We start from the raw sequence: 16893 nt of genomic DNA on the forward strand, positions 1-16893 counted from the left end.
CTTGGTTGGAGACGACCTGGGAAAATAGGTAGGTGCCGGCCCTTTTCTTATATGAGGGGAAAAGATCCTCAGCAAAAAAGCATGAGTGCAAAGAAGAAGCGGAAGATGGCGGTGATCGCGCAGCGATCCGGGACGCGTGAGCGTCACGAGGACATCTTCGCTGCATTCAAAAGCACAGAGTGCTTACCCGAAAGAGCCAGAGCGCAGAAGAGCGCCGAGGATGGCCATAATCGCGAAGCGATCCGGGATGCGCGAGCATCACGAGGACATCCTCGCTGCAATGAAAGCGCCGATGGCGCTTTTACACAAAAGCATGAGTGCTGGAGTGAGCCGAAGATGGCCGTGATCGCAAAGCGATCCGGGACGCGTAAGCGTCATGAGGACATCTTCGCTACATTCAAAAGCACTTTGTGCTTTTGAATGCGGCCCCTTGGTCAAGCGGCTAAGACGGCGCCCTCTCACGGCGCAATCGTGGGTTCGATTCCCGCAGGGGTCACCATTACGGAAAAACGGCGTATGCCGTTTTTCTTTCGTCTGCACCTCTAGCTCAGTTGGTAGAGCAGCTGACTCTTAATCAGCGGGCCCAGGGTTCGAGTCCCTGGAGGTGCACCAATCATACAGAGCACCACAAAGGACGCAGGCAGCGCTTTTATTTGAAAAAAACGCTGCGGTGAAAGTCCTGGCAGGTGCGCTGGGACAGTGATCTGCCTTAGGGCAGTTACCATATATTCCTCCTTAGCTCAGTCGGTAGAGCATGCGGCTGTTAACCGCAGGGTCGTTGGTTCGAGCCCAACAGGGGGAGCCAAAAAAGACTTCGTCATTGACGAAGTCTTTTTTATTTTGTCTCAAAAAAGGCGCTGCGGTATTCTGCGCCGCAGGGCTCCCGGTCCTGCGGGCGGGAAAAGTGCCTGCGCCCGCGGCCCAGCGACAAGCGAAACTGGGCTGGGGGCCGGCCTATGGGGAGGCTACAAAAGCCGTGCGGTGTGTTGGTTCGTCGGTCATACGGCCTGTTCTTTCCCTTTTGTACGCTGCTCTGTGCCAGACCCACTGGTGAGCACGAGCCTTTTGCCCGCCCTGGCTGGGGCCAAAAACGCGCTGGCCCGCATATTTTCTGCTCTCCGTGCTCCGGCCTCACAGCTGCAGGGCAGCATCGCAAGCCTGTTCGCCGCCCTGCGAAAGGCCTGCAGGAGAAACGTTACTGTCTGCTATAATATCCGGTCAGGCATTTTACCGCGCTCGCCGCCTTGTGGTGCCGTTCATTTTGTAGCCGCCATAAGCATTGATTTTCATATTTGTTTCTTCCATTATTTTTTGTTCGCTGATGTTGTTTCTTTTTATATACATGATGGCATATACATAGAAAATGTGGTACAATCGCAAAGAGGTGATGACATGGCCAGCAAAGCTCAATTAGAAGCGAATTTCCGATATTTGGCAAAGAAAAAGACTATAACCATTCGATTTGATCCGGATGAATTAGAAAAGGTAAAAAAAGAAGCGGAGAAGTATGGCAGCAGTCTGCAAGGTTATATTGTGCAGGCAGTACGAGACCGCATGGGGAAGAACCTTTAGAACAAAAACACTTCAGAAAAATCCGAAGCGCTTTTTATCTTTTTTTTTAAATATAAATGTCCATGTGGATTCAAACAGCCCCTCCCCCACCCTGTAACCCACATTAAAATCGATTATTGATGTGGCGTTGTACATTTTGACTGGCGCATTTTGTGGAAAATCCGCATTGCAATGCAGTCTTTTTAGAATCCACCTGCGTGCAATTGAATCCCCCAGGTTGGTTCGAGCCCAACAGAAGAAGCCAGAAAAAAGGCTCCGTCGCAGGACGGGCTCTTTTTTATTCTCTCGCTGCGGAAAACACCGAAGAGACCTCGGGTAGGGCGCAGAGCTGCTGCGAAAGGGGGATACCGGGCCGCTTCACATCAGCAGGAAAAAATCTCCGCTGGGGCGCAGGCCCGCTGCGTACCGGGGCCCGATCTGCAAAAGCGGGCAAAAACAGGCGGGGCCTCCCTTGACATTCTGCGCTCCAGGCGTTATGTTAGACCCATTATGGGAAAACAGGAGAAACACAGATGAGATTAAAAGCATTGATCCCTTTCGCCCTGGCTGCGGCGTGTACTTTATTGCTGGCGGGCTGCGGCGGCAGGACGGGTTCCTCGGCCCCGGCCTTGCCGCAGGGGATCCCGGCGGCGTCGGCCGCCCCTACGGAGCCCCCGGCCCCCGCCGGGTCCCCCGCGCCCACCCCGGCGGCGGACCCCTTTGCGGACGTCCCGGGATACCGGCAGCCGGAAGCGGCCCGCTATGCGGAGTACGCAGCGCTGCACCCTGAGTTCACTGCGGAGCAGACGGTGGTCTATGTGAACATCGGCCTTGACCGGGAGTTTTATACCGGCGTGGAGACGGTGGCGGATCCGGACAGCCTGCTGGTACTGTGCAACAAATATCACCAGCTGCCGGACGGCTATGAACCTGCCGATCTGACCCGGATCTCGGCCGGACGCTCCAACGGCGGCAAGACCCTTTACCTGCGGGCCGAGGCTGCGGCCGCCTTTGAGGCCCTCTGCGAGGGGGCGGCCGCGGAGGGATACACCATCCTGGGCCAGTCGGGCTATCGCAGCTATGCCTATCAGCAGCAGCTGTACAGCAACTATGCGGCGCGGGACGGGCAGGCCGCGGCGGACACCTACAGCGCCCGGCCCGGATTTTCCGAACATCAGACCGGGCTGGCGATGGATATCTGCAACGGCGCGCTGTCTTATACAGAGTTTGGGCAAACGGCGGAGTATGCCTGGGCAAAGGAGAATCTGCACCGCTACGGTTTTGTGCTTCACTATCTGCCCGAGACCCAGTGGATCACCGGCTATATGACCGAGGAGTGGCACATCCGCTATGTGGGCGAAGAGACGGCCGCAGAGATCTACGAGTTGGGGATCACTTTTGACGAGTACTGCGCAGCCTATCTGCCGGGCTGAAAGGACTGCCCGGAAAATAAAATTTGACATTTGTAGAATTCAGCGTTATACTATAGAAGTATTCTAAATGTAATAATTGATTGGGCGCGGTATGAGATCAATTTCCATTTTGATTTCATGCCGCGCCGTTTTTTTATAGGTTTCACCGAAAGCTATAAAAAACGGCTGTCCAGGTCGTTTTTCGCCCGGAGCCCGGCACGATGACTTGCACTGGAATAACACTACTTTTAGGAGGTATTTTTTATGAATACCGGTACTGTAAAATGGTTCAATGACGACAAGGGCTTTGGCTTTATCTCCAACGACGACGGCAGCGGCGACGTGTTCGTGCACTTCTCCGCCATCCAGTCTGAGGGCTTTAAGAGCCTTTCCGACGGACAGAAGGTCACCTTTGACTCCGAGGTCGACCCCAAAAACGCCAGCAAGATGCGCGCGATCAACGTCCGCATCGCCTGAGCAGACCCACCACACAGCAGAAGAGCTGCTTTGCGCCGTACACCGGCACAAAGCGGCTCTTTTATTTTGCAGAAAAATGCGGCCAGACGGGCCCCGCGGCCTGCGGCGCGGCTGCAGCGGGCAGCGCTGGGGCCCTACTCGTACCGCAGCGCTTCGATGGGGTCCAGCTTGGCGGCCTTGCTGGCCGGATAGCTGCCGAAAAAGACGCCGATCGCCATCGAGAAGCCCACCGAAGCCGTCACGGCCAGGAGGGAGGGCTTGGCCGCATATCCCAGCAGGGAGGCGCCCCAGGCCCCCAGTATCACGCCCAGGACGATGCCGATGACGCCGCCGATGAGGCAGATCACCACCGATTCGGTGATAAACTGCAGCCGGATGGCGTACCCCGGCGCGCCCAGGGCCTTGCGGGTGCCGATCTCACGGGTGCGCTCGGTGATCGAGACCATCATGATGTTCATCACGCCGATGCCGCCCACCAGCAGGCTGATGGCCGCAATGGCCGCAATGGCCAGCTGCACGGTGGAGATCATCTCGGTGACGGTGCTCATCATGCTCTCCATGCTGGAAGCGCGCACGGTCCAGCTCTGGTTGCGGGTGTAATAACTGGCAAAAAAGCTCTCGGTGTCGGATAGGAACTGGGCGTTCTCCCCCGCCGAACTGCCCACCACCGTAAAGCTCTGATACCCTGCCGCAGAGCCGGCAAGCTTTTTGGCCGTAGTGAGAGGGATATAGACCGGATAGCTCACGTCGCTGCCGAACATGGCCACCGCGCCGCCGTCGTCGTAGGGGGTGACGCCCACGATGTAAAAGGTATAGACCTTGCCGTTCACCGCAGCCTCAAAGGACTTGCCGATGGGGTCGGTCCTTTCCCCAAAGAGCTTTTCAGCAAATTCGTCGGTCACCACGCAGACCTTTTTCCGGCCGTCCAGATCGTTCTGGTTGAGAAAACGGCCGTTGGTGATCTCCAGCCCCTCGGCGGCGGGATAGTCCAGATCGGCACCGGTGATATTGACATTCAGGCTTGTGCTCTTTTGGGTGACCGTACCGCTGCCCAAAGATTCGGAGCGGGAGACGGCCGCGACCCTGTCGCCGAAAGCCCTGCGGTATTCGGCGATCATGTCGTCGGTGAGCAGATCCTCGTCGGCGGGCCGGCTGGGGCCGAACATGCGGATGCTGACGCCCTCCATCATGACGGCTTCGCCGTCGTCGTCCGAACTTTTCTGGCTCAGGCTGACGGTGATATTGCCCGCGCCCAGGCTCTGCATCGAGTCGCTGATCGAGCCGGTGAGCGAGTCGCCCACCGTGACGATGGCGATGACCGAGCCGATGCCGATGATGATGCCCAGCATGGTCAGGACCGCGCGCATTTTGTTGGCCCACAGGCTGGCAAAGGCCATGCGGATATTGTCAAGCAGTCCCACGGGCGCCACTTCCTTTCCGCTCACTGATGATCCTGCCGTCCTTGAGGGTCAGGATGCGCCCGCACTCCTCCGCGAGCTCGGGGTTATGGGTGATCAGCACGACGGTCTTGCCCTGCTGCTCGTGCAGATCGTGAAAAATATCCATCACGGTGCGGCTGGTCTGCGAATCCAGCGCGCCCGTGGGCTCGTCGGCCAGCAGCAGGGCGGGATCGCAGGCCATGGCGCGGGCGATGGCCACCCGCTGCTTCTGTCCGCCGGAAAGCTCGCTGGGCTGGTGCTTGGCCCGGTCGCTCATGCCCACCATCTGCAGCAGCTCCCTGGCCCGGGCCGCGCGGCGGCGGGCGGGCACGCCCGCGTACAGCATGGGCAGCTCCACATTTTTCTGGGCGGTGGTGCGGCCGATGAGGTTGAAGGTCTGAAACACAAAGCCGATCTTGCGGTTGCGGATGGCGGACAGCTGGGGATCGGTGGCTTTTTCCACGTCCACGCCGTCGAGGTGATAGGTCCCGCGGGTGGGGCGGTCCAAAGCGCCGATGATGTTCATCATGGTGGATTTGCCCGAACCCGACTCGCCCACAATGGCCACGAATTCGCCCGGCCAGACCGTCAGGTCGATGCCGTGCAGGATCTCCAGCTCATTGGGCCGGCCGGCATAATAGGTCTTGACCAAGCTGCGGATGGCGATCAGCGGCCCGCCTGCCGCGCCGCCGGTGCAGCCCTCAAACAGTTCCCTTGTCATCATCCCTCAGCCCCCCATCGGGCCGCCGCCCCCGCCGGGAGCGCCGCCGCCCCCGCCGACGTCGGGCGCGGCCATGGCGCCGCCCGCCACAGCAAAACCGCCCATATCGACAGCGCCTCCGCCGGTGCCGGAGCCGCCGGTATTCACCCTGGCCTCATCGGCGTCGGCGCTGCTGCGCACCTCCATGCCCTCTTCCAGGCCGTCGCCGGAGATCTCGATATAATAGTCGTTCTCCGCGCCGGTGGTGACCGGCACGGGCTCAAAGACCGCGTCGGCCCCGCTGCCGCCGGTTTTGACGTAAACCACGCTGCCGCCGTTTTCATCGGCGCCCACCGCGTCGATGGGCACCACAAAGACGTTGTCGGTGGTGGAGAGGATGATGTTCAGCTTGGCGTTCATGCCCACGAGAAGCCCGGTGTCCTGGTCGTCCACCGTGGCCTCGCAGGCAAAGCCGCCGGAGGAGTTCTGCCCGCTGGAAGCGGTCTTGGACACCTGGGTGACCGTGCCGTGGATGACCGTGTCGCCGGTGGCGTCGCTGGTGATATTCACCGGCAGGCCCACCGCGACGTTGGGGATGTCGTACTCCTCCACCGAGAAAGAGATCTTCAGCCTGCCGACGTTCTGGATGGTGGCGACGATGCTGTCGGTGACGGCGCTGCCCACCGTGGCGTTGAGGGCGGTCACGGTGCCGGCCGACCCGGCCTTGAGCGTACATTCTTCCAGCTGGTCCTGCAGCTCCTCCAGCGTGTCGCTGCTCTTGCTGTCCTTGAGCGCGGTCTCGGCGGAGGTCAGCTGCTCTTTTGCGCTGGTGAACTGGCTCTCCAGCGTGTCCAGCTGGGTGCGGGCCTGTTCTTTGGCGGCGGCGGCGCTGTTCAGCGCCTGCTCCAAAGCGGCGTAGCCGCACAGCTCTTTGCCGCTGTTGAGGGCAGAGAGCGCCTGTTGGGCGCTGGCGGCAAGGCCGCCGCTCTGGGCGGCGGTGTCCACCGTCCCGCCGGCCGTAAAGGTCGTGCCGTTATAGGCGCTGCAGGCGGCGCTGAGGGCCTGCGCGGCGCTCACGACCGCAGGGGCGGAAAGGTCGCCGCCGGCGGCAGCCACCGCCGCGGTATAGGCGTCCAGCTTTGCCGCCACGTCCCCGGCCGCCGCCTGCGCAGCCGCCGCCGCCGCGTCGTAAGCGGACTGAAGCGCAAGGACCGTGTTTTTTGCGTTTTCAAAAGCGCTGGCGGCATTGTTGCAGGCCGCCGCGGCGCTGTTGTAGGCGGCCTCCGCAGCGCTGGCCTTGTCGTAGGCGCTGTTGTAGGCGGCCAGGGCCTTGTCATAGCTTGCCTGCGCCTTTTCGATGTTTTCCGCAAGCGCCTCCTTTGCTTTCTGGAGCTGCTTTTCGATCTCAGAGGTGTCCAGCGTGCAGATGACGTCGCCCTCCTGCACGGTGTCTCCCACCTGGACCTTGACCTCCTTGACCGTGTATTTGAGCTGGGTGGTCACGTTGCTGACCTCGGCGCTGCCCACCGTGCCGGTGGCGGAGATGGAATTTTCCAGGCTGGTTTTCTGCAGGACGGTGGTGCGGACGAATGCGGGCGCCCCGCCGCCCGCTGCGCCCCGGCCGGCGGCGAGAAAGCGCCAGCCCAGAAAGCTGCCGGCAGCCGCCAGGACGATCAGGGCGGCGAAGCTCTTTTTGTGGCGGCGGACCCAGCGGGCCATAGGCCCGAAAATGCGTCCCAGCCCCCCGCGCAGGGCTGCGGGCAGCCCACGGATGCCTTTTTTTGCAGTGCTCTCTTCGTTCATGTCCAAGCTCCTCTTCTTGTAAAAAATAAATTCGTTGGTGTCCGGGCTTCATTTTAGGCCGGGAATGTGTGAAAACGCGGGACGAAATGTGTGAAAAAATCAAAAGGAATGTGTGAGATTTGAGACAGCGCGGGGAAAGGAGATGGTTGCAGGAAAGAGAAAATTCGTGTATAATAAATAAGCCTTTCAACAAGATGAGGGCCTTTAGCTCAGCTGGTCAGAGCACTCGGCTCATAACCGATCGGTCCCGGGTTCGAATCCCTGAAGGCCCACCAAACGTACAAGGCAAAAAGACAGCTGCATCAAAATGCCCGTGTTTTCAAGCCTTGTGAGGCCCTCAACTTTAAAAAGTTGAGGGCCTCGAATTTTAGATATCAACCTGTTCAAAAGTCGCCCCGGCCGTGGGGGCGGCGGACCCCGGCCCCGCGGGGACGCGCGGAGGGGAAAAAGGAAACAGAGGAAGCCGCCAAAGGCGGTCCCCGTGGGAGCATCCTTTTTAGGCGCGGGACCAGAAAAAGCGGACCGCCCGACTGATTTTGGGGGAGGCCCTCCGGCGCTGCGGCTCAGGTCGCTGATCTTTCGGCCGCTGCCGCGGCGGCCAGATCGGCGGCGGGCGGTCTGTACTGCGGTGAGAACCGGTTTCGGAACGGGGCGTCCAACTGCTGCAAAACAGCCCCCTGGGCCGATCCGGCAGGGGGCGGATAGCCGACAAAAATATCAGGAGGCCGGTCGATCGACCGGCCTCCTGATATTTTGGAAAAGGGATCGCTTCGCCCCCAGGAACCGACGGTTTCTAAACCGGGCCCACACAGGAAAGCCGCGCTATTTCCCTTCCCGCCGGGACAGTTTATCCCGGTACATCTTCGCATCGGCCCGCCGCAGGGCTTCTCCGGCGGAGAGGCGTTCCTCCGCCTGCAGCGCCACGACCCCGAAGCTGATGGACGACCGATAGCTGGTGGCCGAGGCATGGAGCTTTTCCCGCACCCATTCCAGCAGAGTATCCGCCTCTGCTTCTGTCCGGCCGGGGAGGAGCAGCAGGAACTCGTCTCCGCCCAGCCGGGCCAGGGTATCACAGCCGGACAGGGCTTCAGAGAGCGCCCGCACCACCCGTAAGATGTACTGGTCCCCCTCGTCATGGCCGTACTGGTCGTTGACCGACTTCAGCCGGTCGATATCCACAAAGCAGACGCAGCCAGGGCCGCCGGCGGCCAATTGGCGGTCCAGGGCCTCCAGCCCATAGCGCCGGTTGTGTACCTCGGTGAGGGCGTCGGTCGTAGCGGCCTCCTGCATGGCGTCCAGATCCTCCTGACTCTGCTCCAGTTTCTGCTCCAGCGTGTGGGATCTGGCCTTGTACTCCAGAAGCACGCTCATCCGCAGCGCGTGCAGGAGGGCTGTATAAAAAGCCCCAAAGAGCAGCACGCCGGTGCAGAGCAGAAAAACCGCAGCCAGGGCCGAGTATGCCTGGCCGCTGTAGGAGACGCTGAGGATGAGCAGATAGACGTTGATGAGGGACATGGACGTGGTGGCAAACAGGAGCTGACCGCTGTTTTTCAAAAGGAGCCGCAGAGCCGTCTGGTCCACGCCGCGGCGGAACACCTCCAGCAGTGCGGTCACCACAAGCAGGGTCAGGAAGACGCTGGAGGGGTAGCGCCGAAAAAATTCTTCCGGCGAGGAGATATCAAAGAGCAGGACGTAGAGCGCCGCTGCGATCATCTGGACGTCCATCAGGTGAAAGAGAAAATTGCCGCTTCCGAATAGAAGCAGCACCGCCTGGCCCTGGAACATCATGCACAATTCCAAAAGGACCACGAGATAGAGGATGAGATAACTCAATAACATCGGCAGGCCCAGGACAAAGATCAGCGCCAGCAGTACGCAGTTGGCCAGGATGGAAAAGAGCTTGGACAGCCTGTGGTTTGGCCTCAGCTGCAGGATGGATGCGCTGAAAGAGAAAGCCCGCAGATCATATAAGATCAGGGCGGCAAAGGACAGAAAGAGAAAGATCAGGGAGCCCGGCTCTGTAGGCATATAGGATCCACTCCCTTCCCGCCATCCTATGCGGGGCGGCGGCAGACCGTGCCGGAAGCGCACCGCCTTACACAGGGCCCCCTATCCGGCATACTCTCCCCGCCGCTTCATGGCGTTTGACCGCTCTTCTGTCGGGACGGAAACGAAACTGCAGATCGATCAGGATACGATACGGCGCCGGGGGCGCTGCCCCCCTGCGCTGGACTCCGTTTCCAGGAGAGCGGGGATAGCGATTTTGCGCAGCTGTTCCTGCGGCGCGGGGCGGAACGCCGAAAAGGCGGCAATTGGAGCGCATTGCGGGGCCGGCCATCGGCGCAGCCCACGCGGATGGAAAGCGGCCGGCCCGGCAAAGCCGAGCTTGGCAGGACAGGGCAAAGCGCTTTTGAAACCGCCTTGCCAGCCCTACAGCACTCCCGCGGTGGTTTGCCTTGCGCTGCATCTTCAATGGCCCCCTTTGCGGTCATGTTTCCTACTGCGGACCCGGCTTTGGCTTTTGGCGCTTTTTATTTTGCGCGGATTTGGTGTCCTCCTTTGAGGGAGCCGCATGGCGCCCGGGCCCTTTTTTCAAATCCATCTTTTTCGGGTGTGCGCGGCCTCATCCCTTGTCCTGTGCTGCGCAAGCTTATTCGCCCCCAGGCGGGCCCATTGCTTTTGATGCGCCTGGTTCTGCGCCGTGCAAACATGCAGAGGGGGGATCCTCCCTTCTGGAATGGGCGCCTTGAAATTCAGGAAAGGCGCGGTCCGCCCTGCCTGCGGCCTGATTGGAAACGAAAGCAGGGCGGTGCGCCGGCCATCCTGCCGCATTTTTGCAAAAAATAGCTTGACAAATCACTACGTCATATGTAGTATAATAATAAAAAACTACAAATGTAGTAAAAGGAGGGCAACGATGCAGCGCTTACCTGATTCTGAGCTGGATATTATGATGTGCCTTTGGGAGGCAAAGGGGGCTGTGCCGCGTTTTTATTTTGATGAAAAGCTGCGGCACAAAAATCTCAACGCGAATACCGTCAACACCTATCTGGCACGGCTGGAAAGCAAAGGTTTTGTGGCCTGCGAGAAAAGAGGGCGCAGCAACTACTATACGCAGCTTGTGCGGCGGGATGCGTATCTGGCGTTCGAGGGCACGACCATGCTGGGGAAGCTCTATCAGAACTCTCTCAAAAATCTGGTGGCGGCATTGGCGGATGCGAACGCCCTAAAAGACGCCGACATTGAAGAACTTCACACTTTGCTGGAAACCCTGCGGGAGGGCGGTGGCGCACGGTGAACGATTTGCTTTTTGCGATGGCAGAGACTTCCCTGACCAGCAGCATTGCCGTTGTCGTTCTGTTTATCCTCAGCCCTGTTTTAAGCAAACGGTATACGGCCCGGCTGCGGGTCATGCTTTGGGCGGCGGTGGCTGTGCGTCTCTTGATCCCCGTCCATTTTACGCTTGCTGCGCCGCCGGTGCAGGTGCGTGTTCCCAACGAACTCTTCACCCCTTTAGAGGCTTCCCGGCTGTCCGGCAATGGCGGCGTTCTAACTGGACCCTCCGCCAATAGGGATGCCGGGTTTGGAAATAGAACATCGTTCTCCTGGATACACATCTTGTTTTTGGTGTGGCTGGCCGGCGCCGTATGTGTGCTGGTATTCCAGGTCCTGTCCAACCATCGCCTGTCAAAGCGCTTGCGCCGGTATGCGTCCGCGCCGGGAAATAACGATCTGGCGCAGTACCATCATGTAATTGGGCAAACCGGCATGAAGCGCGCCCCTGCTTTGTTCTGCTGTCCGATCATACCGACCCCTGTGTTGGCGGGCATATGGAGCCCGGCTATCTATCTTCCCCAAAAGGAATATGCTGACGCGGAACTGCGGCTGATCTTATGCCACGAACTGACGCACTACAAAAGAAAGGATGTATGGATAAAATAGCTGCTGCTGGCGGCAGCGGCGATCCACTGGTTCAACCCGTTCGTCTGGCTGATGGCCCGGAGAGCGGGAACGGATATGGAACTGGCTTGTGATGAAATGGTATTGAGAGGCCTGGATCGCGCGCACCGCGCAGCCTATGGGCAAACGATATTGGCCGCCGCAGGAAAAGAAGCGTTCCGCCCGGGGGCGGCCACACAGTTTGGGGGCGACAAAAATATCATGAAAAAACGGATCGTAAACCTGTTTGATCTCAGCCGGAAACGAAAAGGACCCGCGGTGCTTGCGGGGTTTCTTTGCCTGCTTCTATTGTCGGGAGGGCTTGTCGCCTGTGTGCCGCAAAAGCCCGGTACAGGCAATGCTTCTGCGGCCGGCCCCGACAGCAGCCAGCCGTCCGCCGCCGGCGGTCCCTCCGCAGATCCAGCCGCGCGGCAAACAGTCGGGGGGACCGTTACGATCGATAGCGTGCGCATTTTGCTTTACGACAACGACCCTCAAGCGCCTTATATCAAAGATATATTTACCAACAATACGGACCACACCATCGTTGGATGGTCCAGCGGGATGCTGGCATTTGACGCAGCGGGCGACCCCCTGCAGCCGGATTGGTATGCGATGGATAGCAGCACGGAACGCAGTTACGAAAACGTGAGCAATATTCCGCCCTATTTGGCATCGGAGTATGTCATCGCACCGGGGAAAACACACGATGTAAACGGCGGCTGGTCGATTTTTAACGAAGTGGATGCGGATGGTACCTGTGCCGTGGCTTACGCGCTCTATTGTTTCAAAGAGATCACTTTTGAGGATGGAACGGTTTGGATAAACCCCGATTATGATGCGTGGATAAGCAATTATGCGGGTAAAAGGGTGGATGTGGCGGTACTGGAATCCTATTATTCTTCTGAACAGGCAACCGTGACCCTATAGCCGTTCCCAGGTCCTTCGCATATTGGCCTCGCCCTGTTTTGGGAGGAGGCCCTTTGCCCCCTGCGCTCCAAGACCGCCTGTATCGGGGAGCAGGGGGGGGACGGCGGCGAACCGCCCCATACACCAATATTTACACATTGGGATCGCTCCTGACGCAGGGACGCCTGTTGCCCCTCTCACAGCCGCAGCCGTTCCGGCCGGGGTCCCTGAGGGCCGGTCGGGCCCGCCGCGCCGCCGGAGGACACACCGCGGAAGAAAGCGCGGGCTGCGCCCCGCCCGTTCCCGCCGCGGGCGCGCGGCCCGCGTTGCCGCCGGTGTTCCCGCCGCGTCGCCCGGCCGCCGGGCTTGACAAAGCGGCGGGAAACGCATATAATAAGCAAAACCAAAAAGCAAAACCGATGAGCAAGAGGAAGTACGCACGGAGAGCAAGCCTGCCAGAGAGCCGCGGAGGGTGGGACCGCGGCGGTGAGCGCCGTGCCGAATGGCCTTGCGAGGGCAGCGTGAACGGCAACCGCCCAGTAGCGCCCGCCGGGGACCCCATCCGTTATCAAAGGGGCGCGCATGACCGTGCGTGAAGAGGGGACGCCGCACAAAGGCGGCGTCAATCCGGGTGGTACCGCAGAAGCGACAGCTTTTGTCCCAGAGATGGGGCGAGAGCTGTTTTTTTGTGGCCTGTCCCGGACGGCAGCCCGGCCCGGATGGATGCGGACGGCCCTGCGGCTGCCGCAGGAGAAGAGACCAGATACAGGGAGGGCGGCATAGATGATAGAGATCGGCGGACTTGGGCTGCGCCGCGCGGCCGGCGCAGGCACGGCGCGCAAGCGGCGATGGCGCACGGGCCGGTAGGAGCAGTAAAGCAGACCCGCCGCAGCCAGGCGCTGTGGAGCGGCACAGAATAATAAAGAGAGAAAGAGTGTGATCACAATGACAGATTATAAAGCGGCCGCCCAGGCCATGCGCGGCGAGATCATCGAAAACCGGCGCACGCTTCACGGTTTTGCGGAGACGGGGTTCGACCTGCCCCGGACCACAGCTTTTGTGGAAGAGGCGCTGCGCTCTTATGGCCTGGAGCCGAAAAGGGTGGGCAGAGCGGGCGTCAGCTGCATGATCGGCAGGGAGGGGGGCAGCACGCTGCTGCTGCGCGGGGACATGGACGCGCTGCCCATGGAGGAAAAGACCGGCCTGCCCTTTGCGGCGGACAACGGCAACTGTCACTCCTGCGGGCACGACTGCCACACCTCGATGCTGCTGGCGGCGGCAAAACTCCTCAAGCAGAGCGAGGACGAGCTGAACGGACAGGTCAAGCTGATGTTTCAGCCCGCGGAGGAAAAGCTGGCCGGGGCGCAGGATATGCTGGAAAACGGTATTCTGGAAAACCCGCAGGTGGACGCGGCGCTGGCCATGCACATCATGGTGGGCGGCGGGGACACCAGCGAGCCGGGACATATCTCCTACAAGCGGGGCTGCGCGACTTTCTCCGGCGATGCGGTGCGGATCACCGTGACCGGCAAGGACGCCCACGGCAGCATGCCCCATGCCGGGGTGGACGCCATCAATATCGCGGCACATATCGTGATCGCGCTGCAGGAGATCCTGGCGCGGGAGATCCCCTGCGAGGAGCAGTCGGTGGTGCTGGTGGGCATGATCAACGGCGGCAGCAGCTGCAACACGCTGTCGGGCAGCTGTGTGCTGGAGGCCTCGGTGCGCGCCGCCTCGCGGGAGAGCAGGGACTTTTTGAAGCGGCGGGTAAAAGAGATCAGCGAGTCGGTGGCGGCCACTTTCCGCGGCAGCGCGCTGGTGGAATTCGTATACGGGATGCCCTCTCTTTACAATGAAGAGGGCATGTGCGACGAAATGGGCGGCTATTGCCGCGAGCTGCTGGGGGAAGACGCGGTGAGCGAGCTGGAGGGGATGTCCGGCTCAGAGGATTTTACAGCCATTGCCGAGCGGGTGCCGTCCGTGTACCTGCATTTGGGGGCGGGCAGCATGGCGGGGGGCCATGCCTGTGGGATGCATAACCCGGGCATGACCCCGGACGAGTCGGTGCTGCCCACCGGCGCGGCGATCTACGCCTACTGCGCCGCGCGTTATCTGCAGCAGCATTGACCTTGCAGAGGGGGACTCTGCAAAAGAGCGCACCCGCAAAAATGCAGGGAAGCGCGGAAAGATCAGCCCGGCGGGTCTTAAGAGACCTGCCGGGCTGATCTTTTTTGTTTGCCGGGGCAGAGGCGCCCTCTCCCGCCTTGCAGGGGCAGGCGGAAAACTTCCGCATCGCAGGGGCGGGGAGAGGCGAAAAACCATAAGCAGGCAGCCCTTTGCCGCGGAGGGAGCATTGAGCAGGACCGCAAGCGCCCGATCGTGGGCGATACGGCGCATGCGGCGGCGGAGAGGGGAGCCGGTCAACTGGGAGGTGTGTCGGCAGCATGGTCCTTTGGGGCGGCGGCTTTACCGCAGCGTCTGCCCTTTTTAAGCAGGCGCTCTGCCGCCGGCAGCGGCGGGCGGCCCGAAAGCACCGCAGCGTGGGACGCAGGCAAAACGGGCTGCTCCCGAAGAGAAAACGCCGGGGAACGGGAGGCCGGCCCGTTCGCAGGCCGTGGCCGCAGGGGGACGAGCGGGAGAGGCGGTCCCTCTTTAAGGCCGTCTGCCGACCAAGGACCTTGCAGCCCCGGCCCAAAGCCGCCCGCGCCGCCGGCGGGCGCGTGGGCCCCGGCAGGGAAAAGCGCCTTTTCCCACGGAGAGGTTGATTTTGGCCGCGCCTCCTCTTTGCCGCGGCCCGCGCAGGCCCGATAGGGCAAGGAGACCGGCAGGAAGTCTCCTCCATACCGCAAAAAGGTCACAAAACAGAGCGGATTCTACAGTATCAGGTCAAATTTTACACCATACTTGAAAAAGTAAAATAAATTTTGGGCAAAAAGCAAAAATTTATTACAAAAATGGTAATATATTGCAATTTATTCCAATATATGGTAATCTAAAAAAGCGGAAACACCACCCCTTGTGGAATGTGGAGAAAGGGACCCGGACAACGGGCAAAATTGTTTTGCCGGGGGCGGCAATAAAATAAGTGAGAGGAATGTGGAAACATGCAGCGTGCGAAATGCCTGATGACAGACCTGACCCCGTCGGTGACGGAGCGGTGCAGGGAGGCCCTTGAGGCCCGCGAGATCGAGGTGAAGATCTGCGAAAAAAACGGCAGCGTCCTGTTGGAGGCGATCCGCCGGGAGCGGCCGCAGCTGGTGCTGATGGAGGCGTTCATGCCCGGCCTGGACGCGCTGTCGATCAAACAGCGCTGCGATGGAGAAGGGCTTGGGGACATTGTCTTTTTTGTCACGGGCAGCTTTGCCGACGACCGGCTGGAAAGCGAGATGGCAAAGCGCGGCATCGCCTTTTATTTCCTCAAGCCGTTTGACCCGGAGATCCTGGCGGCCCGTGCGGCTTCCGTGCTGCAGCGCGCCGAGACCCGCGGCCCAGTGCCGGACGACGAGTGTACGGTGTCCGAGATCCTGCGCGAGGTAGGGGTGCCCGCGCATCTCAAGGGCTATCGGTTCGCCCGGCAGGCCATCCTGCTGATCGCTGAGGACGAGAGCTATCTCAACGGGGTCACCAAGAGGCTTTACCCGGACGTGGCCCGCAGCAATGACACCACTGCCAGCAGAGTGGAACGGGCGATCCGCCACGCCATCACCGTGGCCTGGGAGCGCGGCGGCAGCGAGGCGCTGCACGATTATTTCGGCTACACCGCTTACAGCCAGAACGGCAAACCCACCAACTCGGAGTTTGTGGCAGCGATCGCGGACAAGATCCGTCTGGACAAAAGAAACCGCCGCCAGGCCTAGGGCGCACAGGGTCCGCTGCTGCCTTTCCCACCGCCCACAGCGCGCGGCATAAAAAAGCGGGGCCGGGGTGGAGGGGCAGAACGGGAAAAGCGCAAACGGCCGTCTGAGCGCCGCGCCCTTGGGCGCGGCGTTTTTGCAAAGGGAAAACGTCCGGCGGACAAATCGAAAAAAGCACGGCTGCGGGGAGAAATGCATCCGGGCTGTGCCCGAGTTGCCGACGCCGCGGCCGCGGCGCTGTCGGCGGAAAAGAGCACCGGGAAGCGGGCGGGCCCTGTGTAGTCCCGCTACCACGAGGTGGGGAGGGGCCTCGGCTGCCCGCTGAAAACGCGGCGTGCGCCCGCCGCAGAGAAAGGCGTGGGACGTTGGCCGCCTGCGGAGAGCGAAAAATGTTCGGGGACGCAGCAAAGCTGCCAGCGCTGCGGTGGCGGCCTCGGAATTGCGGACGGTAAAGGGTGTCAGGAGGCAGGAGGGTTCCGCGGGGTCCCGGCACGGCATGGCGGAAGCAAGAGCCCGGCTGCAGCTGAAAACCACTTGTTTCAGTCCACCTGTCTGGGGATAACGGGTAGCGGCTGCGGGGAATGAGGCTATGGATCGCCCGTCCCCGGCAAAAAGCATCGCAGCAGCAAAAACAAAAAAAGAAGCGCTTTTCCGGCGATGACAGCCGGGAAAGCGCTTCTTTTATATGCCGAGAAAACCACCTGCTGGGAAAGTGATTCAAAAGAAGTCTCATGGCGATGGTGCAGACAGGAAATTCCCTGTGCAAAAACAAAACGGTAGTCTGTCAACCATACGGAAAAGAAGGAGCG

12 protein-coding genes, 4 tRNA genes and 1 pseudogene are annotated in these 16893 nt (G+C 60.6%); 13 read left to right on the forward strand and 4 right to left on the reverse strand.

Features of this window, described 5'->3' with window-relative positions:
* Window positions 1–105: 105 nt before the first annotated feature.
* The 7 genes from H8S23_RS08645 (at window position 106) to H8S23_RS08675 (ending at window position 3440) form a co-directional block, all read left to right on the forward strand.
* Window positions 106–420 (forward strand): hypothetical protein, encoded by a 315-nt coding sequence (locus tag H8S23_RS08645; RefSeq protein ID WP_186887954.1) that lies wholly within the window; start codon window positions 106–108, stop codon window positions 418–420.
* A 4-nt stretch (window positions 421–424) separates the two neighbouring features.
* Window positions 425–499 (forward strand) — tRNA-Glu (locus tag H8S23_RS08650).
* A 37-nt stretch (window positions 500–536) separates the two neighbouring features.
* Window positions 537–612, forward strand: a tRNA-Lys gene (locus H8S23_RS08655).
* A 117-nt stretch (window positions 613–729) separates the two neighbouring features.
* Window positions 730–805: transfer RNA gene (locus H8S23_RS08660), tRNA-Asn, on the forward strand.
* Between the two features lie 245 nt (window positions 806–1050).
* Window positions 1051–1572, forward strand: coding sequence for a hypothetical protein (locus H8S23_RS08665; RefSeq protein ID WP_186887955.1), 522 nt, complete (start codon window positions 1051–1053; stop codon window positions 1570–1572).
* A 512-nt stretch (window positions 1573–2084) separates the two neighbouring features.
* Window positions 2085–2984 carry a M15 family metallopeptidase gene (locus H8S23_RS08670; protein ID WP_186887956.1) on the forward strand — a complete coding sequence of 300 codons (900 nt, stop codon included), beginning with the start codon at window positions 2085–2087 and terminating at the stop codon, window positions 2982–2984.
* Window positions 2985–3227: 243 nt separating this feature from the next.
* On the forward strand, window positions 3228–3440 hold the full coding sequence (locus H8S23_RS08675; RefSeq protein WP_186887957.1) for a cold-shock protein: 213 nt from the start codon (window positions 3228–3230) through the stop codon (window positions 3438–3440).
* 134 nt (window positions 3441–3574) lie between these two features.
* On the opposite strand, the gene H8S23_RS08680 is transcribed toward H8S23_RS08675, so the two are convergent.
* From H8S23_RS08680 to H8S23_RS08690, 3 genes are read right to left on the reverse strand one after another with little or no spacing between them, the layout of a single operon-like run.
* On the reverse strand, window positions 3575–4861 hold the full coding sequence (locus H8S23_RS08680; RefSeq protein WP_186887958.1) for an ABC transporter permease: 1287 nt from the start codon (window positions 4859–4861) through the stop codon (window positions 3575–3577).
* Window positions 4848–5603 carry an ABC transporter ATP-binding protein gene (locus H8S23_RS08685; RefSeq protein WP_279289076.1) on the reverse strand — a complete coding sequence of 252 codons (756 nt, stop codon included), beginning with the start codon at window positions 5601–5603 and terminating at the stop codon, window positions 4848–4850. The genes H8S23_RS08680 and H8S23_RS08685 overlap by 14 nt, the downstream gene beginning before the upstream one ends.
* A 3-nt stretch (window positions 5604–5606) precedes the next feature.
* A complete protein-coding gene (locus tag H8S23_RS08690; protein ID WP_186887959.1) occupies window positions 5607–7382 on the reverse strand; it encodes an efflux RND transporter periplasmic adaptor subunit in 1776 nt (591 codons plus the stop codon).
* A gap of 198 nt (window positions 7383–7580) precedes the next feature.
* Here H8S23_RS08690 and H8S23_RS08695 point away from each other — a divergent pair.
* Window positions 7581–7657, forward strand: a tRNA-Ile gene (locus H8S23_RS08695).
* Between the two features lie 547 nt (window positions 7658–8204).
* Here the strand turns inward: H8S23_RS08695 and H8S23_RS08700 are convergent.
* On the reverse strand, window positions 8205–9410 hold the full coding sequence (locus tag H8S23_RS08700; protein WP_186887960.1) for a GGDEF domain-containing protein: 1206 nt from the start codon (window positions 9408–9410) through the stop codon (window positions 8205–8207).
* A gap of 889 nt (window positions 9411–10299) precedes the next feature.
* Here H8S23_RS08700 and H8S23_RS08705 point away from each other — a divergent pair.
* The 5 genes and pseudogenes from H8S23_RS08705 to H8S23_RS08725 all read left to right on the forward strand — a co-directional run bounded on the left by H8S23_RS08705 (window position 10300) and on the right by H8S23_RS08725 (window position 16087).
* Entirely contained in the window at window positions 10300–10680 is a 381-nt protein-coding gene (locus H8S23_RS08705; protein ID WP_186887961.1) for a BlaI/MecI/CopY family transcriptional regulator, read from the forward strand.
* A 17-nt stretch (window positions 10681–10697) separates the two neighbouring features.
* Window positions 10698–11552, forward strand: a pseudogene (locus H8S23_RS08710) (M56 family metallopeptidase); the annotation flags it as partial.
* Entirely contained in the window at window positions 11544–12251 is a 708-nt protein-coding gene (locus H8S23_RS14125; RefSeq protein ID WP_279289078.1) for a DUF5780 domain-containing protein, read from the forward strand. The pseudogene H8S23_RS08710 and the gene H8S23_RS14125, both read left to right, overlap by 9 nt.
* A gap of 924 nt (window positions 12252–13175) precedes the next feature.
* On the forward strand, window positions 13176–14357 hold the full coding sequence (locus H8S23_RS08720) for a M20 metallopeptidase family protein (protein ID WP_243165978.1): 1182 nt from the start codon (window positions 13176–13178) through the stop codon (window positions 14355–14357).
* A gap of 977 nt (window positions 14358–15334) precedes the next feature.
* Window positions 15335–16087: a sporulation initiation factor Spo0A C-terminal domain-containing protein gene (locus H8S23_RS08725; protein WP_186887963.1), complete on the forward strand. Its 753-nt coding sequence runs from the start codon at window positions 15335–15337 to the stop codon at window positions 16085–16087.
* The last annotated feature ends 806 nt before the right edge of the window (window positions 16088–16893 follow it).

This window comes from Anaerofilum hominis, assembly GCF_014287275.1.
GTDB classification, from domain to species: Bacteria; Bacillota; Clostridia; order Oscillospirales; family Ruminococcaceae; genus Pygmaiobacter; species Pygmaiobacter hominis.